Genomic DNA, 25,631 nt, shown 5'->3' with positions numbered 1-25,631 from the left:
GTGAGATAAAAGGCTGAGGGGGGGAGTGCTAAATCTTGAGTTTGCTTTGATTACTGCCTCGGAGAGAAACAACCGAGGTACTAACTTTAAACGTGTGGTCTAGAGTCGCATTACGTCAATTGTTCTAATTCAGAGATGTTGTCGAGTGCTTCTTGATTGGTGTTGCCGCATACAATCGGACACGGTTTAAAATCGTGACAGACTTTTGGGCGTTCAGGCTTACCAAATAGCTTGCACAAATTGTCGTCGTTGAGTTGTACACAACGAACACCTGCAGGTTTGCCCTTGGGCATTCCAGGTATTGGTGAAGAGATACTTGGCGCAATACAGCACGCTCCACATCCTAATCGACAATCCATAATGTAAACCTCTTAAAAATTAAGGGGGCAATTATGGTCATTTTGACGTGGATTGGAAGAGTGAAGAAAGAAAAAAATAAAAGGGCGCGCTTAACATTACGCTCCCTTTTTGGTTTTTTGCTTTTAAATCATCGTGATTATTTTAAGAAACGGTTATAAACAAACAACAGAATAAATGCGCCTAGTGTTGCGGTAATGATACTACCAATGTTGACGCCAGTTGCTCCGCCGAAACCGAGAATGCCGCCAAGGAAGCCACCTACAAATGCCCCTGCAATACCAAGTAACATTGTTGCAATCCAACCGCCCCCATCTTTTCCTGGCATGAGCCATTTAGCAAGTGCGCCGGCGATTAAGCCCAAAATAATCCAAGAAATAATACCCATGAAAACTCCTTAATGCCTTCTTGATCAATTGAGTAATGGAAACTTGTTTAAGGATAGAACAGTAAAACGAAAGTAGTTGAATATCTCCACCGTTATGTGGGAAGGATGCAAGATCTTCTCAAAACTTGAACTTTTGCGTTGAGAAGAGTATAAATCGCCCCCTAAATTCCCTTGGTGAGACCTGAAGTATGAGCACTCCATTTTGGCAAAGTAAATCGTTAGAGCAGATGACAGAAGAGGAATGGGAATCTCTCTGTGATGGTTGTGGCAAATGTTGTTTGCATAAGCTGATGGATGAAGATACCGATGAAATCTACTATACCAATGTGGCTTGTAGCTGGCTGAACAGTAAAACGTGTTCATGTAAGGATTACCCAAACCGTTTCACTTCGGGTGAAGAGTGCACCAAGCTGACCCGAGAAGACATCGACGATTTTACTTGGCTGCCACACACGTGCGCTTACCGTCTGTTGGCTGAAAAGCAGCCTTTACCAGAATGGCATCCGTTGATTACAGGCTCTAAGTCCGCAATGCATGCGGCAGGGGAAAGTGTCCGTAACAAAGTTGTTTACGAGATTGATGTGGTGGATTGGGAAGACCATATTCAAAACTTACCTGATAGACTAAAACCTCATAATTAACTTTCAAAGTTGAGAATGCTGTATATGCTGATTGTATGTACAGTATGAGGTTTAGTATGTCAGATAACGATACAAATCAGAAAAAGGTCATACGAAAAGAGATAGAAATTTCGACTATCCTTAACTTCGTTTACAAGAAACCATTGGTGTCCATTGATGAGAATGGTGAACCTCAGGTTATATACTGTGCCAATGGCAATAAGATCCCCATCAAGAAACTCCCCTTACTCCATATTGTTGGATATGACGACAAAAACAACCTAGTCAGCTACCAACCATTAGATATGGTGAATGAGTTCTTATTGTCGAAAGCAATCGATGATGGTGTGCTTGAGCTTGGCACCGATGCGCAGGGGCTTGCTCATTACTTCTGTTTTGTATTGGACAAGCAGGCAGAGTGGGATGCTGAATACGATAAAGAGGACTTTGACCCTCTCTATGATGACCCTCGTCCAGAATGGAGTAGCTTTCCTCGCAACAAGCAAGAACGGTTAACCTACCAGTATCGGGATGGCATAAAGCAGCTCGCTATTGATGGTGTATTGGCTAAAACTACAGCTAGGCAATACATGAGCAGTATTGTTGGTTTCTATAAACACTGTCTTCGCCAAGGCATCCGCTTTAATAACCCTCCCTTCCAGTTTGAGACAGTTAATATACATTTCGAGGCGTCTGCATCTAGTATGAAAGCTTACCTACGTAAGCAGGTGCATACGACGGATATGCGAATTAAATTCTCTAAATCATCTCGCAGTGGTGGCACAAACCTCAGCAACCTACGCCGAGACCTAAAACCGTTTACCAATAATGAATGGAAAATTCTGCAAAACATATTAGTGAAGTCCCGCAGAGTGGTTCGTCATGGTGATAACAGTAAATTGCACTCACTTCCGATTGAATTTTGCCTGCACCCAATGATTTGCCGTAATACTGGATTGCGGCGTGAGGAAGCAGCAAGCCTTCATTTGGGACAGATTGTTAACCCCGAAACCATGATTCAGGACGGCAAAGAGGTGTTTAAAAAGCCTGTGCTGGATTTGGGTGTCGGTGATATGTACCAATCACTCACAAAAACCGCAGATGGCTCCGCAGAGAAGAATAAAAGCCGTGAAACCATAATCCCCGCCCCATTGATGAAGATGCTTTACGATTACTCGCAGTCCGACAGGTATCAAAAGCGCCTTGAGAAATTCAAAGCATGGTGCAAGGAGCAGTCTGAGGCAGGTAACACGCACCTTTTTGAGGGTGACGATGCGATTAACCCTGAACTTGAGTACCTATTTATTACCCAGTCTGGGAAACCCATGTTTACGCGGCTACAAGACTTCACTGGCCGCTGGGTGGAAATACGTAATACTGCGAATCTAACCCAAGGTCTTGACCACCCTATTGTCGGCTCCATACATAATTTACGCTCAACGTTTGCCGTGAATATCTTCCGCCACCTTTTAAATAAAAAGGATGAGTATGGTAACCCGTCAATCACACCCGATGAGGCATTGGATAGGGTGTCAGCGTTGCTAGGACATGAAGATAGGGCGACGACGATAGAGTACCTGGAAATAGCACAAGATATACCCTCTGCCGATGAAATTTACGAGGACGTACTGGACTATATTGGCGCTTTTGATGACTTGGAGACGACAGTATGATCCAAGGACGTAAGCGTACCAAAATTACAACAAAGAAGACCAGCGCACCTATCATCCTACTTCGTTTTGAAGATATGGTTTTAGATTCTGGTAATGGATATAAAGCCTACACTCACCGCCTGCGTTATCTGAATGTCCCAACAGTAAATCAAATAAAATCAGGGAATGAGGTATTGGCGAATCGGGATGATATCGTCAGGGAGATTCACCAAAAGCTAAATCCTTTACCAAAAAACCGGTCAAAGCAGACTCACTTTTCTGGTCTTGTTAGCTACTTCCAATTTCTTGACGGTATTGGTTATCAAGGTGACCTTTTCAGTAACGCTGCTATGATTGATTGCATTAAGCACTTCAATAAATTACGCGAAAGAGGTGAGCTGGTATCGTTAGCGGGGAATATTAAAAACAGCTTATCTTTCCTATTAAGGCTGTGGAATCGAGAATCTGACCTGAAGATGCTGCCAGAAGTTGCAGCAAACCTTTTGGCTGCAAATAAGGCGTTTCATGTGGAAACAGAGCTGAAACCATTATCCAAGATATTGATTAAAGGCGCACTGGCCTTTCAGGAAGCGATTGAGAAAAATGAGTTGCTAGAGATTCATCCGTTCTTTGATGAACAGCTGTTTGATGAGCAAGCAAGGCGCAATGACTGGACACCACGTCAAATTAGTATTAAGAAAAGCGGTTTTAAGAAGTGCATGAAACCTCAACCAGGAACAATAGAGAATAGCCCGCTTCCACTTGAGCAACTTAATCGGCAAGTATTTTATAATCAGGCATCACGCAATTGCTTTTTCGTGTTTTCAATGCTGACAGGAATGAATACATCGGTGCTTGCTAATGTGCGCTACAAGGACGTTTCATTTAAAAGTATTGGCAGTGGGCGGTTTGTTTTTGACGGTGAAAAGTTTAGGGCAGGCTATAAAAGTTTGGATAATAGCGCTGGCTTTAGCCAGCGAACTAAAGGGTTGATTAACCGATGGCTAAAAACCTCTAAAGTGATGTACCAATCACTGGGTATTCCGTTGTCAAATGAGCTACCGCTTTGTCCTTATTTTAGTTCCAGAGGTGAGGTCTGCACATTCAATACCAACGGTTCAAATATTGGCTACATTAATACACATCTTGAGAAGGTAACTGGGTTAAGGGTTAATGCGAGCCGATTCCGAGCAACAAAATCTAATGTTCTGATGCGAGTGACTGAAGATATCTTCCTTGTGTCACAGGGTCTGAATAATACAGTGAATGTTGTCGCCCAACGCTACTCTAGTGGTGTTCAGGCAGACCATGATAACAACCTTAATGCCACGATGGGTGCACAATACGCTATTGCCAAGGGAGAGGAAGTTGGTAAAGCCATCGAGGGTGCAAAGGCGATGCACAGCGATATTTTGTCAGATTATGATTATAAGACATTGCGCAACCGTGAAAGCAAAGAGCAGCCATTAATGACAACGCCTACTGGCATCAAGTGCGCTGGAGCAACACCAGAGAAGCTCGTTGCTGAGGCGCGGCGAATGAAGCAGTTAGGCATTGACTTTTCGAAAGACACGGGGCGGTGCACAGATTTTCTTGGTTGCTTTGATTGTGACAGCCATAAATTGGTTGCGTCAGAAAATGATATCTGGTTGATGCTGTCATTTTTAGAACAAATCGAAGACCTCAAAGAGATGGTGGCAAGTAATTCCGCACCTAAGGATGAGTATTTTGTTGTGGAGAGGATGTTGAAAAAAGTCCTTCTCAGGCTGAAACAAAAAGCACCAAAAAATTACGCTCAAGCAAAACAAAAAGTGGAAGATGGTGATTACCACCTGCTTTACCAAGACCGAGCCAGCGCCAGCCAATTTTTTAAGGGGTAATTTATGTCTAAACAGCTTATACAACCTCGCCAAGAGCTCGCTGAAAACCCGTATGTGACGTTTGACTCTGACAATAACGGTGTGTCACGTGTCTTTGATCTCGAGTGGGATTTCCACGCTCTTAACCAGAACAAAAAAATCATTTCTTTTGGATGGATTAATGAAAAGTACCGCCACGATATTCAGTCTTACCTTTATGCACTGATCCAGTACCAAAAGGAAACCTCAAGCTCTGATTCGCATGCAGCGGTTAGCTCGTTGATAACCATTAGAAGTAAGTTAAACGCCCTCGCCACACGTTGGGGTAAAAGTGACTTCAGCTTACTTACGAGCGAGCGAGAGTGGAAAAAGTGCACTAAAGCATTATATGGGGGGGGGGGGCGGTCAAGGCCCGTGCCGACGCATTGCGTCTACGATTAATTCATTGAATAAAGCGGGCCTTGTAAAGCGTTATGTTCATAAGCGAGAGTATGTACGGTGGATTCAACCTGATTCAGGTGAAGGTCAGGCAATTGCGTTTCCTGAAGCGATTCATGTCAGTATATTAAAAACAGTTGTTGAGTTTGTTGAAACCTATCACCCCTATCGTCACCAAATTTCAACGGCAATGGAAAAACTTTACATCTATCAGGATGAAATGTTCAACACTAAGCTTAAAGCGTTAGGCGTGAGTGCCCTAAGCGATGGGCAAATGAAGACACTCCATACAAGGATGTCTCTCATAACAAGCAAGTGGCCTGAACGAAAAGCTATTCCTAATTTCTCATTTGACAGGAAAGGAGGTTGGTTGGGTAAATTACTCAGGATGTGCTTTATCTGTGTGGGTTTATTCTCTGCCGCCCGCAAGGAAGAGCTGCTTTCCATGAACAAAGAGAGCTATGACGATTCACTGATTGCTGTACCCAAGGTTTCAGGATTTTCTACAAAAGGAAACAAGGGCGAAAAGATTTATACAACGTGGAATACTGCCCCTATCGCAAAACTGGCACTGGAGCTAGCTTTTGATGCCACGCAAGCCGCAAGGAAATATTCGTTAGAGCGACTGGATGACGGCTATCAAAAAGCTCAGTTAACCCAAGACCAATATAGTGCAAGGAAACAAGACCTTGAGAGTGCTTTCATTTCTTCTTGTATCCCTTACGACAGTGAAGCACTCATAAATAAAACGTCGCTAAAATACACGATTGAAGGGGCTGGTGATGCATTGAACATGAATGAGTTCAACATTACTGCGACCGCTGAAGACGTTGACGAATTCGACCTGTTAAATCCAGACCGTGCGGGAAGCTTAAAGGTCGGAGGTGCCTTACCAAGGCTTAGCCCTCATGATTTACGACGGAGTTTTGTGGTCTTTATGGTGAAAAACCGATTGGGCAATGCACTCACAGTAAAATACCAGCTAAAGCACCGCAATATTAATATGTCCAACTGGTATGCAAATTATTCCGAACTCGCGCGCACCAACCAATTGCTGATGGATACAAAGTTAATTAGTGAGTTTGATAAAGCAATTGAAGCATCTGCTGTGGACGCATGGGATGAGATTTACAATGTATCCGAAACCTTGAGTGGTGCTGAGGGCGAGCGTATAGCTCAGGATAAAGCAGAGCGGCTAGCACAGGGTGAAGAAATCGTGATGTCTCGGAGTGAACTGGAGGCATTGGTAAGGTCTGGTGACAAATCTATTGTATTACTTCCTACAGGTGGCTACTGCACCAACCGTAATTGTGAACGACTTTGCTCCCTGATGGATATTGTTGAAGCATCCTGTAAGCATAAGGTAATCACTGATAAAGCGGCGAAAAGGCTATCGAGGGAGCGGGATAACCTCATTGCTTCATTCAGGTCAATAAATGAAATGGGTGACTATGTCAATGAATTAATTCTCGATGCTAGAAAAAAGAAGATTCAGTCTATTGAACCAACTCTAGTCAAACACAGCATTCCTTTTGATAACTTCAATGATGATATTAAGGCGGTATGGTCATGAAAGTAGAATATAAGGCAACCTGCAAGACCGAGGGGTTACTGGTAAATGCATTTCAACGTTTATTAGATGGTAAGCCGCTTCACGTTAAGGCGACGGGCAAACTGACGTTGAACCGAATCAATAATGAAGCTCGGCTTGGCAATAGCTATGTCCATAAGTTCAAAGAGTTCGTTGCCTACGCCAAACCTGTTATCGATGAATACAACCTCAACCGCGATAAAGCGATGACAACAGGTTTAGATATTGAGTTAGATGTCCCTTTGTCTGAGCTTGATAGGCTAAAACACGAATTAAAAAAAGCCAATGAGCTTAAAGATAAATACAGGGTGCAACGAAACAATGCAGTCGAAGCCCGAAAGCAGTTAGAAGCTGAAAATGCGAGGCTCCGCTTTAGGGTGTTTGACTTGCAGCAAGAATTATTAGATGAAAATTGTGTTGTGACCTCTATCAAGTAGCGTGCTCTTACGCTCAAAGTGTAAAGGGGCTGAGGATCGTAACGCGTTTTGTCGAGTAGACGACACCTGTTACCAAGTGGCGTCCGGAGCGACTAAGAAGCTTCTGCCCAGCAATGATTTAACGTAATTGCTCTAAGCAGTTTATGCCCCATTATCATTTACGGCTAAAATATTCGCGGCCACGAACTACTGAAATTTGCCCAAATACAGCTCATGTAACGATAATAATATTTATGCAAAAATAGTGAGTTTCTATGTTTGCAAAGTCGCTTCGGGACAAAACCGCCTCCACTCTTTCTCACCAATTTAATCAACCGGTGGGGTTAGAACCTGCAGTCGTGCTTCATTACAAGCCGCTTCGAGCTTATGAGGTAAGGCATCATCAGAGATCAAATAGTGGAAATTTAGCAAGTTACCGATTTTGTATGTGGCGGTTTGATTGATAGTTTTCTTTTCTACTATCAGATACTTTTTCATGCTCCTTTCCATAACCAGATTCGCAATGTTTGCTACCAACATATCCGAAGCTGTCACGCCAAACCTATCGTGAACACCTGCGGACGAAATAAACACTTTCTGAAATATCATAGGTGTTAGCACATCATTAGAGGTGGAGACGAAGATATCATGTACAGCGTTATAATCGCCGCCTTGCAAGATAGACTTACAGTTAGGTTTATTCTTTAATGCCAAAAAGACATTCATAGAAGCAGTAACACCTGTAAATTTCACATGATCGGGTATTGAACCAATAATGTCAGCGTTAAGTACTCCGTTGTCGAAATACACTACATCATTCATCTCTATAAAGTCAGAAACGATAGCCGAGATATAGTTGTTCACTTTGACTGGAGGGAAAACTGTTGTATTGCGCGCTTTCTGAAGTGGAATCGCCTGAGAAGATACTTTCGAAGACATCTGTTCAAGATCTTCCGTAACTTCATCATGAACGATTGGATCACCACGACGGATATATCCGCCGTAGTATTCAAGAGGAAAAGAATGAGCAGCATTGGAGCTTAAATCACGACGAACTGTCATTTCTGACACTTCTAAAAGGCGGGCGATTTCTTTCAAATGAATTTTGTCGCTGTGTTTTAGGCATGCTTCAATTCGTCGAAGTCTTTCTAACTGCTTTGTAACCATGTTTCTCCATTTTCGGCCTTTTACAGCCGAAGGCTTCTTACTCTTAGTAACCATTCGTCGTTGGAGCTTCACCCGTGACAATGCTCACACTCGCACTAGCGCCAACTCGAGACGCCCCAGCGTCAATCATTGCTTGTGCTGTTTCTTTGGTGCGAACGCCGCCAGATGCCTTTACTCCCATTTGTTTGCCAACAGTATCACGCATTAACTTAATATGCTCAACAGTTGCACCACCTGTTGAGAAACCTGTTGATGTTTTCACAAAATCAGCACCAGCACGCTTGCTAATGTTACACAGTTCAACAATTTGTTTGTTGGTGAGTAGGCAGGTTTCGAAGATGACTTTGAGCAATTTCGGCCCACATGCCTCTTTTATAGCGGCAATCTCTCTTTCAATAGCATCCCACTCACCGTCTAAGACATCGCTGATGTTCACTACCATGTCAATTTCATCAGCGCCTAACGAGATTGCATTTTGAGTTTCAAACACTTTAACAGCAGTGGTGTTTGCCCCTAAAGGAAAACCGATAACTGTGCAGATCTTAACATTTGATGTCTTTAGGCGTTCGGCGCAATGCTCAACAAAATCAGGATTGATACAAACAGAGAAGAACTGGTGTTCGTGGGCTTCATCACAGAGTGTGTTGATTTGGTTAGTTGTGGCGTTAGCCAATAATAGTGTGTGGTCAATATAGTGATTCATGTTGTTACCCTATGCGTTAATCTTGGATTAGAGTGTATGTTACTTTAATAACATTTCAAAGTTTTAATGTTATCATATTAACCTATAAGTGTGATTTAGTGCTGGTTTTTTCATTGCTTAATAGGCGTTAACATCATTTAAGTGATCCTAATCTCAGTAAATACTCATAAAGATCGATTAATGTTAGTTTTATAACATTAGTAAGGGAAGTTAAACATGAAAACAATTGCAGTTATCGGCTCAAATATGGTCGATCTCATTTCATACACAGACCGTATGCCAAAAGAAGGTGAAACATTAGAAGCTCCATTATTCAAAATGGGATGTGGTGGTAAAGGTGCTAACCAAGCCGTAGCCGCCGCGAAAATGGGAGCGGATGTTGTAATGGTAAGTAAAGTGGGTGACGACATGTTTGCCGACAATACAATTCGAAACTTTCAATCTTACGGCATCAATACTCAATATGTGAGCAAAGTACCTCAGACTTCAAGCGGTGTGGCGCCAATATTTGTTAGTTCCACATCTCAGAACTCTATTTTGATCATTAAAGGAGCGAATGAGTTTTTAAAACCAGCTGACATTGATAAAGCGGAAAGTACCTTGGTGGAGTGCAGTTTGATTGTACTTCAGCTAGAAGTACCACTAGAAACTGTCTATGCTGCCATCGAATTTGGTAATAAGCATAGTATTCCAGTATTGCTAAATCCTGCGCCTGCAGTACCTGAGCTTGATATTGAATATGCTTGTCGTTGTGACTTCTTTGTGCCTAACGAAACTGAACTAGAAATTCTAGTGAACAAGCCTGTTGAAACGGTTGAACAGATTAAAGAAGCCGCCACCATTCTTCTAAATAAAGGTTTGAACAACATCATCGTTACCATGGGTTCGAAAGGTGCACTTTGGTTAAGCAAAGATGGTAAAGACGTATTCATTGAGCCAACCAAAGTAAACGCAGTGGATACCAGTGGTGCGGGTGATGCATTCATTGGCTGCTTCTCTCACTACTTCATGCAAACTGGTGATGTACAGACGTCCTTAGAAAAAGCTTCACTGTTTGCTGCATTCAGTGTGACGGAAAAAGGAACACAGTTCTCTTATCCGAGCATTGAACAATTCGAAGAGTTTGAAACAAAGCACTCTAAATAATACTAACGGTCTGAACTAACAATTAAAACTGGCTCATTATTTCTAATGAGCTACAGATAACCTGTTCTTTAAGGAACCCTACAATGATAAAAAATAATACCATCCAAGGCTCTGATGGCTATTTGGATAGAACACCAGTATTTCAATTTATACTATTATCTTGCCTTTTTCCTTTATGGGGGTGTGCGGCTGCATTAAACGATATTCTAATTACTCAATTTAAATCTGTTTTTGAATTATCTAACTTTGCAAGCGCCTTAGTACAAAGTGCTTTTTATGGCGGTTATTTTTTAATTGCGATCCCTGCTTCTTTAGTCATTAAAAAGTCGTCGTATAAAGTGGCTATTATGATTGGTTTGTCGCTTTATATCTTTGGCTGCGCTGCATTTTTCCCTGCTTCTCATATGGCAACTTATACTATGTTCCTAGCAGCGATTTTCTCTATTGCAGTGGGTTTGTCTTTTCTGGAGACAGCGGCGAACACATATTCTTCAATGTTGGGGCCAAAATCGCATGCAACACTGCGCTTGAACATCAGCCAAACTTTCTATCCAATAGGCGCTATTGCGGGTATCTTGCTTGGTAAGTACCTTATTTTCCAAGACGGTGCGAGCTTAGAATCACAAATGGCGGCGATGTCTCCAGATCAGATTCATGCGTTCCGTCTAGAGATGCTAGAACATACGCTGAAGCCTTATAAGTACATCATTTTCATTCTTATCGGTGTGTTAGCGTTGTTTATGTTCACTCAATACCCGAAATGTAAAGTGGCTCAACAAAGTGGTAAAAAAGCCCCTTCTATTGGTAAAACGCTTAAGTATTTATCGACTAATAATCGCTTCAAAAAAGGCATCATTGCACAGTTCTTATATGTAGGTATGCAGGTCGCGGTGTGGTCGTTCACGATACGTTTAGCACTAGAAATGGCTGATATCAACGAACGCGCAGCATCAAACTATATGGTGTACTCATTCGTGTGTTTCTTTATAGGTAAATTTATTGCCAACATCCTGATGACAAAATTCTCTGCTGAGAAAGTACTCATTGCTTATTCTGTGATTGGTATGGCGTTTCTTGCTTATGTATCTCTAGTTCACGATTTTAGCGCGGTATACGTAGCTGTTGGTGTGAGTGTTTTGTTCGGTCCTTGTTGGGCAACTATCTACGCTGGTACATTAGATACGGTAGATAACGAATACACGGAAACAGCGGGAGCTGTCATTGTTATGGCGATCGTAGGCGCAGCAGTGGTACCTGCTATTCAAGGTTTGGTGGCTGACGCTATTGGCATGCAGCTTTCGTTTTTGGTCAACTTTATTTGCTTTGGATACGTTGGTTATTATTTCTTAGGTGAAATGAAAAATAAGAACCAAAGCGAAAAACAGACTCAATTAGCAGAACAAACAAATTAATGTAGCAAAAAGCCACTTTATAAGTGGCTTTTCTGTTCCGGAGAAGATTTATGTATATCATTCCACTAAACAAAGCACAGTTTAATCAGCAAGAAACAATTTTAATTCAATCTGAGGATTTTAAAGTATCAGCGTTCCAATATAACTCTGGGGTCGAAGGGTTAAAAATCGAAAATGCGAAAGGTTATTTAACAATTCTGCCTTACATGGGGCAAATGATTTGGGATGCGAAATTTCTAGGTGAAGACATTTGTATGGAGAACATGTTTTCGGAGCCGAAACCAAACAATGAGATTGTAGCCACATACGGATGTTTCGCTTTCCATTCTGGCATGATTAGAAATGGCTGTCCAAGTCCTGAAGATGATCACCCGCTGCACGGTGAAATGCCGTGTGCTAATATGGATAAAGCATGGTTAGAAGTCGATGAATATCAAATTACTCTAAAGGGTGAATATGAGTATGTAATGGGTTTTGGAGACCACTACTTAGCGACTCCGTCAGTTTCTATTGAGAAGGGGGCGTCTATGTTTGAGATTAAAATGAAAGTGCAAAACTTAGCTTCGGTCCCAATGCCACTACAGTATATGTGTCACATGAATACGGCATACTTCCCAGAGGCGAAGATGACGCAAAACATTCCGGATAGTGCGGTTAAGTTGCGTAAATCGATTCCCGGCCATGTTAAGCCAACACAACAATGGCTCGATTTTAACGACACACTCAAAGCGCAATCAGCACCCATTCAACAGCTTTCTTCACCAGACATGTATGATCCTGAAATCGTCTATTTTATGGATGACTTGTCCCAGCATACTGACAATGCTGAGTTTGAAATGACAATACCGAATGGCAAGACGTTAATTACTCGATTTGATACGACAGAATTCAACTATGCGACGCGTTGGATCTTGTACAACGGAGACCAAAAAGTCGGAGCCTATGTCCTGCCTGCAACTTGTCGACCAGAAGGTTACTTAGCCGCTGAGAAAAACGGTACGTTGATTCAATTGCAACCAAAGGAAGTGAGAGAGTTTACAGTGAAAACAGGCATTGTTGAAAAATAAAACTTTGCGGTGTGATGTAAAAAAACAGCCATTTGTTTGGCTGTTTTTTTAGTTTGAAAGCCATTTTGTAGACAAAAAAGTAAGAATCTATGAATCTACTTATTTGCATATAAACGATGTAGTTCACTTAGACCGCATTCTGACAACGCTGAACAAATGCCACAACCTCAGCATCGAAACCGCTCTGGTCATCGAAGAACTGATTCCAGTGGACAAAAGAGATGCATGAAGATAAAGAGCTACTTGATAAGCTAAATCTTTCAGTGTATGAGATGGTGTTCTACCGGGCCTTGGTTGAAAACGAGGCCTCAGTACATGAACTTGGCGATCATGCTTTGCGAAACCTCGCTATAGAGTTAACAGTTCAGCTTCGTAATTCAGCAACGCTTGACTGGCAGAAGCGTGAAAGTGTCCGTGCTCGTATGCGTAACTTAGTTTGTCGACTGTTACGCGGCTGGACGTATCCGCCAGATGCCGCAGAGGAGACTATCAAACTTGTACTTGAGCAAGCAGAGGTTCTCGCTGACGCGTGTTACAAATAATGACAAAAGTAAGCTATCAACCTTGCCTTTTGAATATCTATGCATAACTTGTTTGATAGCCGTCCAGATGATTACATCTTTTGGTCAAAAAAAAGTAATCTAATCAGAACGAATTAGAGTTTTATAACCAAGCAATAAATGTCCAAAAGCTTCTCGGATTGAATTTTTACCTGTGGCACTTTCTAACTTGAAAGTGCCCCATTCCTGCTTAGTGCGATTGCTCAGCAGCGGATTACTCTTCTGAGTTTGCCATACGTGAGGTTATCGCAGATACCAGAATGGCGCTGAACGGAATCTCCCAATTTCTGTCAAAACGGTGTGTCCAGCCAGAAATCATCACCTGCATTATTATGCACTTAAGTTGAAAGGTGTAACTTGGAGGTGGGCATGAAATGAGCTAGGCTCTTCATACTATTTAGACCTTGGGATTACACAAGATATAGGGTCAGCACTCCATGCACGATATAGTTCAGGACCGAGTTAACAACGTCAGCTAGTTTTGTTAGCTTTCCTAGTCCCCTGTTTATCAATTTAGACAGGTTACCTCGTCAGGCAATGGACCAGGTGCTGAAGACTTGAGCCACTGATAGAGTAAATCGATGTATTGTCTTTTAACTGAACCTTTAGGCCAGACAAGATAATAGCTATCACCAGTCACCACCGCTTGCTTAAATGGCAACGCAAGTAACTCGGTGTCAATCGCTTTCAGACTAAGTAACAAATCTCCAACAGAGATACCATGGCGGCTGATGGCCGCTTGGTTGCCTTGCTCAAGAGTATCGAACACCTTGCCCTTATTAATGTTCAAAGACTTATAATAACCAGTGCGGTCTATCCAACGCCGCCAGTCACGGCGGTCCGAAGTTGGGTGAATTAGCTCACAAGCGCTTAAATCATATTGAGCCTCACTCAGTAACGCTGGTGAACAGACGGGAATCAGCAGCTCTTCAAACAGCGGAAGGCATTCGGTATCTGTACCAAAATTACCCTGTCCCAGCAAGATGGCGCAATCGTAGGGTTCTCGGACAAAATCCACGCTGTCAATATCCATCCATACACTTACAATTTCAATAATTGGTACGGTGTGCTCATCTCGAAAACTCCTCAATGCGTCCAGTAACCAGCTCATGGTCAGTGTGGATGGCGCTTTTAAGCGCAGTTGCCGATTGTTGCGACCAAAGTAGTAACAGGCATTTTCCAGGCTCTGGAAACTTTCCGTCAGTTGACTGGCCAGAGAGTTACCAGCGGGAGTAATTAATACTTTCGGGCCATGTCGTTCAAACAGCTTGCATTCAAACCATTCTTCCAGCGTTCGCACATGGCGACTTACCGCACCAGGTGTAACGTTAAGTATTTCAGCAGCTTTAGAAAAAGATCCTAAGCGGGCAGCTGCTTCAAATGCCCGTAACGCATACAGTGGAGGCAATGTCATGTCTGTATTCCATTGTGAGTATTACTCATAATAATATACAGTTTTTTCCGTTTTTCAGCATTGATTAAGCCTTACATAATAGGATTATTTCGTTAAGTTAAATCGAACTAATGAAATTCGAAAGAATGAGTTTCACTCATCTATAGGCAATCAAGTATCTCCACAGGAAGAAACACACCATGAATCTATCATTACTCGCCACCTACAGCCTCGCTGTTCTACTGCTAATTATCACTCCCGGTCCAGTCGTTGCTCTGCTTATTTCTACAGCAACCCGCGAAGGACAGCGCAAAGCATTTATGACTTTGCTAGGCACCAATGGAGCGTCCTTGCTGTTAATGACGATTGCAGTATTGACTTTAGCTGGTGTAGTACACTTGTCTCCCGTTTATCTATATTTATTGGGCATTGCTGGTTCTTTCTATATTGGCTTCGGCGCGATATCGGAACTACTCACAATAAGGAAGTTACCAAATGTCAATATAGATAATGAATCAACATCAACTCTCAACGAAACCACCAAAAATAGTGGGTTAGTCAGAGGTTTTATTATTGGGGTAGTCAACCCGAAAGATATCTTATTCTTTGTCGCTTTTTTTCCGCAGTTTATTGCAGTGACACACAATTTTTCTACCAGCGTAATAACATTGTCATCTATCTGGGTGCTATTTGATGCAAGCATTCTCTCTCTTTACATTTTGTGCGCTAAATGGTGGTCAAAAGCATTTAACTCGCGCTGGATTGAAGGATTATGTGAGGGGTTCTTATTGGCTGTAGCTGTGGGTGGAGTGTTTTATAATTCTCAACAATTGCTTCTGTTATCGGTACCTAGCTAGCTCAAGTTTGGAAAAAGTTAGTTGTACATGATCGAGTTAATGCATGTTTTTTTTGTGAATTCTGCATTAAATTAACCTAGAACCTCAGTTCGAGGATGCACGATTCTGTCCATTTTCTTCCATCTCAGGCACTGCGTTCAGTGGTGCCTGATTGCGTTTTGGGATATCTAAAGTTATTCGATGATAGCTAAATCAGAAGAACCACTGACACGCCTTTGTCCAAAAGTGAGTTAGCCACGCCCGAAGGCAACGGATTTTGAATCCGAAAGTGACCAATAAGATTGCTTTAGCATTATGGTGCATTCATGGTCTTGTATCCCTTGCTCTGATTCTGTCGAGGAGGCTGATGAAGTCAGCCTAATCCGCGCAACAACCTAAAGCGCAAGAGTCTACGTATTGTGCAGTGAAATGGGCCGTCAAAGGATTAATTGAGTCGGTTCGTTTGGAGCTAAAAGGAAAACCTAGGCTTTGTTGCGTAATTCGATGGAACTAAATCAAGAAACTACGATCTGAGCGGCTACGCCCATCAATCGTCGTAGCCTCATGCCTAAACCTCGTTACAAAACAACTAACTGGAAGCAGTACAATAAATCCTTAATCAACCGTGGTTCTCTGACCTTTTGGATTGATGAGGAAGCGATAGCTGAGTGGAAGCAAAACAAACAAGGCAAGCGTGGTAGACCTCGCCGATTCAGCGACTTAGCCATTACTACCGCACTGATGGTTAAGCGCGTCTTCTCCATGCCATTGAGAGCGCTGCAAGGCTTTCTAGACTCAGTATTTAAGCTGGCTAACATCCCGCTTGTTTGCCCACACTACACCTGTATAAGCCGCCGAGCTAAGGAAGTTGAGGTTTCATTTAAAACCAAAACCAGAGGAGCAATACAACATCTGGCCATTGATGCCACTGGCCTCAAGGTTTATGGCGAAGGTGAATGGAAGGTCAAGAAGCATGGAACTGATGGGAAGCGAAGAGTCTGGCGTAAGCTGCATATCGCGGTAGATACAAGCACCCACGAAATAGTCGCAGCAGAGCTGAGCTTATCTAACGTAACTGATGCCGAAGTGCTCCCCAACTTACTCAAGCAAACACGTCGTAAAATCATTGAGATATCAGGCGATGGCGCTTATGACACAAGGAATTGCCATGATGCCATATGGATCAAGCGAGCTGTTCCGCTCATCCCGCCAAGAGAAGGAGCAGCCTTCTGGGAGCAAGGACATCCTCGTAACTTAGCGGTAGGTTGCCAGAAGCTCTGCGGCTCCAACAAGAAGTGGAAAAAGCGGTATGGCTATCATAAGCGCTCTCTGTCAGAGACCGCAATGTACCGAGTAAAACAGTTGCTAGGTGGGAAATTAAGTCTAAGAAATTACAACGCTCAGGTTGGCGAGACTTACGCCATGATCAAAGCACTGAACAAACTTACAGGGCTTGGTATGCCTGAAACTCAGTATATTGTATAAAAGTCGCTCAACTTTAGGAGGTTTGGTTTCTCGTCTGAATTACGCAACAAAGCCTCTCATCACTTATATATTTATACATAAGACGGTGTTGGGTTTCATTGATGTAAGCATGTTGGTAACAACTCTCAGTAAAAGCAATCCTACTAGAAATATTATCGTAGCCCTTCTCGCTCATGATATATCCTCCAAACATCATTGCTCTGTCTACTGATGAACAGGCAGATACCATACCTAGACTAAGAGCAGCAATCGTAAATTTCTTATGCAATGACATCTTAACTTCTTCGTAGTTGATTGAAAGTTATAAAAATAATTGAACTAATTTTACCGTATCCGCCCCGTTGGTTGTAGTAGAAAAGTAAACTTGACTACTGAGTGGGTTGGAAGTTTTACGATACCTAAGATAATCCGTAAAGTGCTAATTTAGCAAAGCCAATAACAAACTTCTGTCCAACGGCTTGCTGACGGGGTAGATCATCGTAACGCAGAACTGCCCCTTTCCTTGTTTCAGAGCTAATTTCTAGCTGCTCACTATGCTATAAATTATCTAATGTCATTTTTGAATCGAGAAGTAAGTTATGAGTAAAAAACTGCTGTCAGAAAAAGACCTTTTAGAAGGTTTAACAAGTCATACTGCGCACACCGATGAATTCGTGACTACAAGTGAAAAAGATTGGGGGGCTTATTCGGAAGGTGCGGATAAGGCGGATATTGACTTTCTAGTTGAACGACGTGATGTTTTTGACTCTTCACGAATTGAATTTGAGGAAGATGAACAAGACCGAGAACTAGTTAAGCAAAGAGAAAACTCCCCAGAAATTGACGTTGATATTGATGAGTTGTGAACCAGTATGTTTGTGTTTCGGAGTTAATCACCAGAATCAAAAATGCCCCAAGTGTATCAACTTCTCATTTGTTTGAATTGCCACCCGACCGAAAAATAACAAAAGTTAGATTTAGCGATGATATGAGCGTAAAAGCTACGCTTTAGTCACTTAAATTGGATCATTTAGGGCTGGGTCTATACGAACTAGCTAAAGCGCAGAGTAAATATTTAATAGTAACTAAGAATAAGCCTAACTGTTCTTTGAGAGATCCAGAGCTATGGTAGATTGATAAAACGGAGCTGAGTAATCCTGAAAGATATGGTTGAATTGCTCACGGCTATCAAGCACAAAAGCAACTCGAACGTGGTCTAGGTTGTATGTCGTCAAAACAGAGCGTAACCAACCCGCCAACGAACTCTCCAAAAGCGCTCTACAGCCTACGAACCACACCCATGTTTGCTGATCACTTCGAATGACATCTAAGATTTCTGACTTGTATCGATAACCATCTCCCATTGAAGTTAGGTCGATGTACACAACACTAGCTCCCAGTCCATGGTTAATGCGATTGTACGTATCTTGAAGTTCTTTACCGCATTCACTATCAAATGTGTGAAGCCTCATTACGCCCAACTCCCAATAGCCGTGTATTAAGCGTTCTGGTGTACCTACAGGCCAGCTATCAAAGGTGTATAAGTTATCTTTACGCATCTACGAAACTTATTTTTATGAACGGATTAGAGAAGTGAAGCCCAATGGCTGGACACATAAGCCAATATCTTAAGTGATTGAACCAGCTCATGCAGCGTAGCTCTGTCTGTCAAAGTAGACTTAATCAGGGTGAGGTCATTGAGTACCTGGTGTTTACGCTCCTCATTATAAAACACCATGTAGTGCCCGATTTCAAGCTCTGCTTCACGGGGTGTGCTGTAATCTTTTAAGCAAATCTCCTCGTATTACAGACTTCTCAATAGTCGCTCAATAAAAAGATTGTCAATCCAGCGACCTTTTCCGTCCATGTTGATCCATATCCCCCTGATTGAGCAACCTCTGTGTGAACTCAGTGCTAGTAAACTCGCAGCCCTGATCGGATAAAGATATCGGGTGGTCCGTAGTATTGGAGCACCTCTTCGAGAGCCACGATACATAAAACTTGTACCCATGGTGTTCGATAACCGCGAGGACAACACCTTACAGTTATACCAGTCGATAATGACAACCAAGAACAGGAACCCTTTTGTTGATAGTTCGTTCATTTACAAGAAAGTTTGTCACTTTTTTCTCTGTCGGTTTAAGTTGACAGAGGTGATATGAACTGCCTATAGCAAACACGCCTTTGCCCCAAATAAGATACGAACGCTAGATTATCAGCTCCCCAAAGCACAATTTGAGTTACTTTTAGTTATTCTAAAAATGTGGAAATAGAGTCAGACAATACCGCTACCAAAACGGCCTACACTTTGTAATTGTTTGAATTGAAGAGATTTATTCATCTTTCTGCAAATAATGTTAACTTTGTCTTGTTTTTTCAATGCATTAGCATGTAATAGTTTCTGTACGTTAAATTTTGGATAGTAGCTAATTTAGCAGATGTCCAAAAATTGTTTGCGGAACAGAACCAATGACTTTTCCGTCTATTCCAGAAATCAACGATAATTTGGATAAAGCCATCAATCGTTCTAAAGCAGATTTGAATTAAGTCAACGACGCATGGAGTAGCAACACACTCTGCTCTCCGCAGGGGTCGCGCTAAGCATCCTTGTGAACAATGAGAAGCACAAAGGAATACCAACTCACATGAATCCTCCAATCAAAAGCACTCAGTTAACCCGTCTTGGGTATGAATATCAGGACCTAGTATGTATAAGGATATTGGTTAACTGGTATCACGATAGGGATATATATCAGTGGGTAAAAGTAGAAAGTACCTCATTACCTGACGCAAAGGTATCCAGCTTAGATGATGTTATTGCCCTTCGAGCAGACGGAAAATACGAGCTAACCCAGGTTAAGTTCACAATTGATGCGAACAGAGAAGATCTTACACTTAGTTTTGATTGGCTAACGTATCGTACAGGGAATGGCACTTCTCTAATTCAAAAGTGGTTCAAAGACTTAACTGAAGCGGTTAAGAATAGTCAACTGGGAAAAGCCGAGCTAATAACAAATAGAAGGCCGGACACTGAAGTTTCTGCATGCTTGAAAAATGGAATGATCGACCTTTGCAGTATTCCAAATGAGCACCTGAAGATTATTGAATCCCAGTTAGGTGGAAAGGCCGAGGCTGAGGAGTTCTTCAACAATTTCAACTTTATACATAGCCAACCAACGATTGATAATCTAGAGAATCAGCTTCATGACTCTTTAGTTCCAGACCACACTAACGAAGAGGGCTGGCACAGATTTTTATCCAAAGTAAAGAGATGGGCTACTAGAAAAGGAGAGCCTTCGGCTGATGGATGCATAAGGTTTGAGGACCTACACAGCTTATTGAGTCTAGGAGTCAGCCGGGATCTCTCTCAGTATTTTGATATACCTGAAAAATACCTCCCCCCAACAATGAATTTTCATCAAGATGTTACTAATAAGCTAGAGACGGGGGGAGCTTGGGTTGTGTCGGGCGCTCCTGGTATGGGAAAAAGCACCTACCTCTCCTATTTGTATGAAAATCTACAGGCTAAGAATGTTGCTGCAGTGCGACATCATTATTCACTGGGCCTTCAAAGTCTGGACGATAGGATTTCTTTCTTTAACGCCGCATCATCAATTATTAAGCAAATCAAAAACTCCCCAATGATTTCGTGGGTTGGGCTAGATGAATCACCAGAGAATATAGATAAGTGGCTAGTTCGTGTAGGAGAGGAGGCAAGCAAAAAAGGGAAAAAATTTATACTAATTGTGGATGGATTGGACCATGTATGGAGAGAGAGGTCTGATATATCTCAATTAGAACATTTAATAAATAGAATTCTACCAGTTCCAGAAGGCGTAACAATTGTCTTTGGAACTCAGCCGGTCAGTAGCTCTAAGTTGCCTAACAGGTTGCTAAGCAATTGCCCTGTCGAAGGTGATCGGTGGGTGGATATCCCTTATATGGATTTGTCTGCAATTGGATCATGGCTTTAAGGCTTACGTGATTCCGGTGTCGCCAATATTGGAGGAAGCACATCTGTAAGCTCTATTCCTGAAATAGCTCTAGCATTACAACAGATTTCAAGCGGATATCCTTTGCATGTAATTTATTCGTTGCGTACATTGTTAGCTAAAGAAAAGAATGTGTCCGTTTATGATATCGAGAAGCTGGATAAGTGTCCGGATGGTGATATTAACACTTACTACTGGAATATTTGGGCAAACCTCTCGGAACTAGCTAAGGAAATTCTATACTTAATGGCTGTGACAGAATTTCCATGGCCAGGTAAAAATAGCTTTGCAAAATGTTTTGAAGGGACACAAACATTTTTAGAGGCGTATAAAGAAATTGAGCATTTGGTGGAACACCGCCGGAGCGGTGTGTTTCCGTTTCACGGAAGCCTATTAGTAAATATCCAGAAGCGGAAAGAATTTGAAGGCGCTAAAAGAAGGCTATATCCGGTTGTAAGTAATTGGCTTAGCAACGACGCTCCATCATTTTGGAGGTGGGCCTGGGATTGGATTGTACAATCGGAAATGAAAAACATTGATCCGCTGCTTAAAGGTGTTACTAAAGAGTGGGTTATAAATTCGTTATGCGATGGGTATCCGTTGGGGCATATCGAACATATTATCTCTAGTGCTGAAAAAGTAGCTTTTTCTAATAAAAATTATACTCGCCTAGTTGATTTGCGTCTGATGAAAACTAGGTTTATCAATGGTCCTGAATATCAGGTTCAGGATTTTTCAGAATTTTCTCGCTCGGCTATGAAGCATTCTGATGATGAATATGGATTGCTTTGGAAATCGGACAATATAAGAACATTAGATATCGAGGATATCGTCGCTGTTGCATCACTATGTAGGGAAAAGTATCCAGAAGTTGCAGAGAACTGCTATCAAGAACTATACAAAAGGGCAGTATTTTACGCGAATATATATGAAGGAACTGAAAATAAATTTAGCTTAATAGTTGATTCGTTAATTCAAGTTTTGTGTGATTGTGATGACCCAGATGTGGGCAGAGTTATTGATTTAATTGACCGGATTACCCCTAAAGATGGTTTGTATGAAAAGCTATTTTCATCCTTGTTAAGAAGCGATAATTCAGAATATATTTTTGATATTGACTACTTTAATCTCCCTGAAGAAAGTAAACCGAAGTTTTTAGAATACTCTATAACTGCCGCTTGTATTTCAGGTATTGATCTATCTAGCAGAGATTATCGAGGTGAGGTATTATCTTCTTCGTTTGGTGTGTCGTATTATTTATTAAAAGATCAGATACTAGTACATAAGAATTTTATTGGTCCGGTATATTTTAGGCATAAAGATGTGTCAGAAAGTGAGTTGCTTGATTTCTTCTTTCATACATTGAATGATCATTTGGCTTTTGATGTATTAACTTTAGATAAAGAAATTTTAAAACTCCAAATTGATGATAATTATGACTTTTTGATTTGGTTTGGCTTTTATATTGCAGCTGTGAATACAGCGAAGTTAATCCGTAACGGCGAAAAGTTAAACCCTTTAGATATCTACAAGTATATAGAAAGTTCGGGTTGCAAAAAGCATATTGGGTACGATTATGAACTTCATTCTAAAACATTATCTGTAATACATGCCATTCCTAATGCATGCATCAAAATTGCTTTATTGCTGAAAGAAAAAAATCTTTTTGAAAATATTGATAAGAAATATCTTGATGAGGTTCAAGACTATTCGTGGTGGAGTCCAGTCGTTTTCTTTCAAAAGTCAGTAAAACAGTCTTTCGTTCCTGTCGACCATGATAGTGCTAATAATTACTGGTGTGATTCTTTAAATGACCTTAACAATAGGGAAGGTAATACAGCTGAACTAGGTGATGAGTGTATTGATATTGTATCAATTTCATCTTCACTCGGTTTAAAGGATGCCGTGAAAACTGGTTTAGAGCAGGCTTGTAAGTACATGCTTGGCTACGGGTATAGAAAAGATATTACATTTCATGAGGTGTTTGAATCAATTCAGGCATGTTCTGATGCTGATATTGGGGATGTTGCTGATTATTTGAAGAGGGTTTCATGTTTTACAGTAGACATGTTCTCATTCACGGAGAGGGAAATAAGGCATATACCATTCTGGTATATGCAACTGTTGAGCAAGCATTTGCCTAGCAGAATATACGATGAGTTTTCCTTTCACCTTGAAGAGCAGAATTGGTATGTACTTGAAGATATTTTAATTGCTTATATAAAGAACGGTGACATCAGTTTGCCTGGTGTACTAGATTTGATTGGCTGCTTTTATTCTTATGGTTTGGTTGAGGCTATTAAAGAACGATCAAATGAAGATTCTTCTCTTGACCCAGTACTCCAAGAAATTGTTGAATATTATGGTAAAGAGCCACCTAAGCCAAGAGATAGAGATTCTAGTAGCAATATAGATAAAGAAGAAATAAAAATTCCTTTTGGTTCTTATGTGCCAGAGTATTTAGGTGATTTAATAGAGAGAATAAGAAAAGAGTATAGATACTCAGATTCTAGTTATCTTTCACAATGGATAGAACATTGGGTTGATCTTGGAGAAGGTCTGCGAGTCATAGCTGAATATGAAAACTTCTTCAAGGACGATGAAGACCTCCCTTATTTATCTGGGCTTAAGGAAAGTATCGATGCTATTTATCAAGCGAGCAAGAAGCTTCAAGGTAAAAGGAGGGCGTATGTTTGGGCACTTAGAAGTATTAGAGCTAATAGTTATTGGAGTAGATATTCTGGCTCAAAATCTGAAGAAATGATTTGCTATTATGCCCGAGAGTATAGAGACCGATGGGAGGAACTGTTCGCTGATTCAACTCATGGTGAGCACCTTCAATTGCGTGGCGATGAGTGGTCAATTGTACCAACCAGTAAGCTAGTAATGTTTTTAATAGCTGTTGGTCAGAATGATTTAGCGACGGATGTCACTGACGTAATCGTCCGTGGTTTGGAAAGGGATATAGAGCACTTGCCAATTCGAGAGTCCTATTGGTTGCACGATACAAAATCTAAAGAGGTATGGGCCTTTAGTTTTCTCTTAAAATTTTATCAATGGCCAGATAAAGCTGTAAAGAAAAAAACAGCTATGAAGATAGCCCATATTATTGATAATGACGATAGTGGCTTGTGCAGAAAAGAGTTTATAGAATGTATTAAATCACTCCCTAATGAAATGTCTGTCGTTGAATATTTATCAATACTTCAGCTTGTTGAAAAAAAACATTTTGATGCAGACGAACTTATAGAGGCGGTCCCATTTCACTCCTTGTCTTTGAAATATCTATTTGAAGATTTGGGGTTTTACTACGACGAGAAAAATCTAGCTAATTCATATTTGGATAAATCTATATATATTGGAATTAGTGAAAGGTTGAAAAAATCTTTAAACGGAGTGCCTGGCTATATCTCAACATCTATAAGTACTTTGGGCAACAATGTTGGTGCTGACCTTCTTGGCCATATGTCCTCAGAGCTGGAATACATTAATAGTAGGGAGAATTATTCTTACTTTGATCCATACAGCTTCACCGGCGGCATGTTTTGGTTGCGGGATCATCTGATGTGTAGTTTATCTTCAGCTACAGAGTCGGCGGTGATGTCGGCTTATGTACGAACTATTTTATATGCGGCTAATAATTACTCTATTGATCAATCTGAAGTATTTCACTTGGTGCAACAGGCCAATCCTTTCTCTGAGTTGCTTCATTCTGTTGGTCCAATATCTAGACCTGCTTTTTGGCCAGATACGTCAGAAATCATACAGAATGAACAGTTACCCGCTGAGAGGAAACTGAAAAGGATTTTGGACAAGCTTGCATGTAATGATGATGTGGTGCTGGGTGGTTCGGGGCCTGTTGTGCATCAAGTTAATGGTATCAATGTTGATCTAGAGGTATTCGCCGTGAGCATTGCTGAAGGCTGCGAACTAAATGCTTCAGAAAAATTTAGCGCAATTGAAAATAATCAAAACCCAATTTTTACAGGTGTTTACCCTTTATCAATATGTTTGCATGAAAAAATCGCTAGTAGATTTGAAGTTGATAAAGCTGTAAGAGGATTATATGCGCCGCATTTATCTCTGGGAACGGGTACTCCATATATTGAAAGCAATACTGATGGAATCAGTTTTAAGGAAGGTGATATAAATATAGCTAAGTGGGAATTCTGGTATCAAGACTGGTACCCGGCTCGTTATTATGGCTTAGGTCCTTCTTTGGGGGTAGCGACTATAGCAAGTCCTAATCTAAGGTTTATTCTTAAGTCTTCGGATGAGCAATTCTATTTAATTGGGCGATTTAGTGTGGTTAATAAAAGTGGATTTTCTACGGATAATGCGAATACAGAGCATTTCTACTTTGAGTCTAAGCTGAAACCTGGTCAATTAGAAGCATTGGATACCAGTTATGTTTCACCAGTAGTATCTGAGTATATGAAAACTTACATTGCAGGCAATCGGCTACCCAGAGGGAAAATGTTTCGAAATATTCACATTAAGTAGTAGGTAGTTGATATGGGTTTATTAGGTGGTTGAATTTGCTCTCTGAGTTAGATGTTTTGCAATATCC

At 41.3% G+C, this 25,631-nt stretch carries 18 protein-coding genes and 4 pseudogenes; 15 read left to right on the top strand and 7 right to left on the bottom strand.

From position 1 onward, the window contains the following. Positions 1-110 precede the first annotated feature (110 nt). Entirely contained in the window at positions 111-359 is a 249-nt protein-coding gene (locus R7P36_RS13830) for a YkgJ family cysteine cluster protein (RefSeq protein ID WP_213900138.1), read from the bottom strand. A 137-nt stretch (positions 360-496) separates the two neighbouring features. Next, positions 497-745, bottom strand: coding sequence for a GlsB/YeaQ/YmgE family stress response membrane protein (locus R7P36_RS13825; RefSeq protein ID WP_005380625.1), 249 nt, complete (start codon positions 743-745; stop codon positions 497-499). Positions 746-933: 188 nt separating this feature from the next. Between R7P36_RS13825 and R7P36_RS13820 the strand changes: the two genes are divergently transcribed. From R7P36_RS13820 to R7P36_RS13795, 5 genes and pseudogenes are all read left to right on the top strand, one after another. Beyond that, positions 934-1,386 (top strand): YcgN family cysteine cluster protein, encoded by a 453-nt coding sequence (locus R7P36_RS13820; protein ID WP_017635991.1) that lies wholly within the window; start codon positions 934-936, stop codon positions 1,384-1,386. 56 nt (positions 1,387-1,442) lie between these two features. Then, positions 1,443-3,038, top strand: a complete 1,596-nt coding sequence (locus R7P36_RS13815) for a site-specific integrase (RefSeq protein ID WP_213900137.1) — start codon at positions 1,443-1,445, stop codon at positions 3,036-3,038. Next, the gene (locus R7P36_RS13810; RefSeq protein ID WP_213900136.1) at positions 3,035-4,897 is read left to right on the top strand and encodes a hypothetical protein; all 1,863 of its coding nucleotides are present in this window, start codon (positions 3,035-3,037) and stop codon (positions 4,895-4,897) included. Before R7P36_RS13815 ends, R7P36_RS13810 begins: the two co-directional genes overlap by 4 nt. Positions 4,898-4,900: 3 nt before the next feature. After that, positions 4,901-6,887, top strand: a pseudogene (locus R7P36_RS13800) (hypothetical protein). Continuing rightward, entirely contained in the window at positions 6,884-7,342 is a 459-nt protein-coding gene (locus R7P36_RS13795) for a hypothetical protein (protein WP_213900135.1), read from the top strand. Before R7P36_RS13800 ends, R7P36_RS13795 begins: the two are co-directional and overlap by 4 nt. A gap of 306 nt (positions 7,343-7,648) precedes the next feature. On the opposite strand, the gene R7P36_RS13790 is transcribed toward R7P36_RS13795, so the two are convergent. Both R7P36_RS13790 and deoC read right to left on the bottom strand, forming a co-directional pair. Then, positions 7,649-8,488 carry a DeoR family transcriptional regulator gene (locus tag R7P36_RS13790; RefSeq protein WP_250155025.1) on the bottom strand — a complete coding sequence of 280 codons (840 nt, stop codon included), beginning with the start codon at positions 8,486-8,488 and terminating at the stop codon, positions 7,649-7,651. Positions 8,489-8,531: 43 nt separating this feature from the next. Beyond that, positions 8,532-9,191 (bottom strand): deoxyribose-phosphate aldolase, encoded by a 660-nt coding sequence (gene deoC, locus R7P36_RS13785; RefSeq protein WP_213900133.1) that lies wholly within the window; start codon positions 9,189-9,191, stop codon positions 8,532-8,534. A gap of 216 nt (positions 9,192-9,407) precedes the next feature. On the opposite strand from deoC, the gene rbsK reads away from it, so the two are divergent. The 4 genes and pseudogenes from rbsK to R7P36_RS13765 form a co-directional block, all read left to right on the top strand. Continuing rightward, complete coding sequence (gene rbsK, locus R7P36_RS13780) at positions 9,408-10,337, top strand: ribokinase (protein ID WP_213900132.1); 930 nt, start codon at positions 9,408-9,410, stop codon at positions 10,335-10,337. Between the two features lie 83 nt (positions 10,338-10,420). Then, positions 10,421-11,749, top strand: a complete 1,329-nt coding sequence (fucP, locus tag R7P36_RS13775) for an L-fucose:H+ symporter permease (protein ID WP_213900131.1) — start codon at positions 10,421-10,423, stop codon at positions 11,747-11,749. Between the two features lie 50 nt (positions 11,750-11,799). Continuing rightward, positions 11,800-12,816 (top strand): aldose 1-epimerase family protein, encoded by a 1,017-nt coding sequence (locus tag R7P36_RS13770; RefSeq protein ID WP_174208768.1) that lies wholly within the window; start codon positions 11,800-11,802, stop codon positions 12,814-12,816. Positions 12,817-12,928: 112 nt separating this feature from the next. Beyond that, positions 12,929-13,358 (top strand): annotated as a pseudogene (locus tag R7P36_RS13765) (type I restriction enzyme endonuclease domain-containing protein); the annotation flags it as partial. A 526-nt stretch (positions 13,359-13,884) separates the two neighbouring features. On the opposite strand, the gene R7P36_RS13760 reads toward R7P36_RS13765, so the two are convergent. Further along, positions 13,885-14,790, bottom strand: a complete 906-nt coding sequence (locus tag R7P36_RS13760; RefSeq protein WP_014204414.1) for a LysR family transcriptional regulator — start codon at positions 14,788-14,790, stop codon at positions 13,885-13,887. A 179-nt stretch (positions 14,791-14,969) separates the two neighbouring features. Here R7P36_RS13760 and R7P36_RS13755 point away from each other — a divergent pair, with 179 nt between their 5' ends. From R7P36_RS13755 to R7P36_RS13740, 4 genes and pseudogenes are all read left to right on the top strand, one after another. After that, complete coding sequence (locus tag R7P36_RS13755) at positions 14,970-15,626, top strand: LysE family translocator (protein ID WP_169644330.1); 657 nt, start codon at positions 14,970-14,972, stop codon at positions 15,624-15,626. A 361-nt stretch (positions 15,627-15,987) separates the two neighbouring features. Beyond that, a pseudogene (locus R7P36_RS13750) lies at positions 15,988-16,089 on the top strand (short-chain dehydrogenase); the annotation flags it as partial. 80 nt (positions 16,090-16,169) lie between these two features. Beyond that, a complete protein-coding gene (locus R7P36_RS13745) occupies positions 16,170-17,090 on the top strand; it encodes an IS5 family transposase (protein ID WP_083135829.1) in 921 nt (306 codons plus the stop codon). A gap of 578 nt (positions 17,091-17,668) precedes the next feature. Beyond that, complete coding sequence (locus R7P36_RS13740; protein WP_005379032.1) at positions 17,669-17,935, top strand: hypothetical protein; 267 nt, start codon at positions 17,669-17,671, stop codon at positions 17,933-17,935. A 231-nt stretch (positions 17,936-18,166) separates the two neighbouring features. Here the strand turns inward: R7P36_RS13740 and R7P36_RS13735 are convergent, their stop codons facing one another. Both R7P36_RS13735 and R7P36_RS13730 read right to left on the bottom strand, forming a co-directional pair. Beyond that, entirely contained in the window at positions 18,167-18,628 is a 462-nt protein-coding gene (locus R7P36_RS13735; protein ID WP_213899713.1) for a hypothetical protein, read from the bottom strand. Between the two features lie 87 nt (positions 18,629-18,715). Further along, positions 18,716-19,155: pseudogene (locus R7P36_RS13730) on the bottom strand (transposase); the annotation flags it as partial. A 559-nt stretch (positions 19,156-19,714) separates the two neighbouring features. Between R7P36_RS13730 and R7P36_RS13725 the strand changes: the two are divergent. Together R7P36_RS13725 and R7P36_RS13720 are read left to right on the top strand one after the other, a co-directional pair. Continuing rightward, entirely contained in the window at positions 19,715-21,043 is a 1,329-nt protein-coding gene (locus R7P36_RS13725) for a hypothetical protein (RefSeq protein WP_318122183.1), read from the top strand. Positions 21,044-21,193: 150 nt separating this feature from the next. Further along, complete coding sequence (locus R7P36_RS13720) at positions 21,194-25,564, top strand: hypothetical protein (protein WP_318122182.1); 4,371 nt, start codon at positions 21,194-21,196, stop codon at positions 25,562-25,564. Positions 25,565-25,631: the final 67 nt, after the last annotated feature.

It is taken from the genome of Vibrio sp. 397, from assembly GCF_033339395.1.
GTDB classification, from domain to species: domain Bacteria; phylum Pseudomonadota; class Gammaproteobacteria; order Enterobacterales; family Vibrionaceae; genus Vibrio; species Vibrio alginolyticus.
Note: the sequence above shows the minus strand (reverse complement) of the source record. Positions and strands in the feature narration are given on the sequence as shown.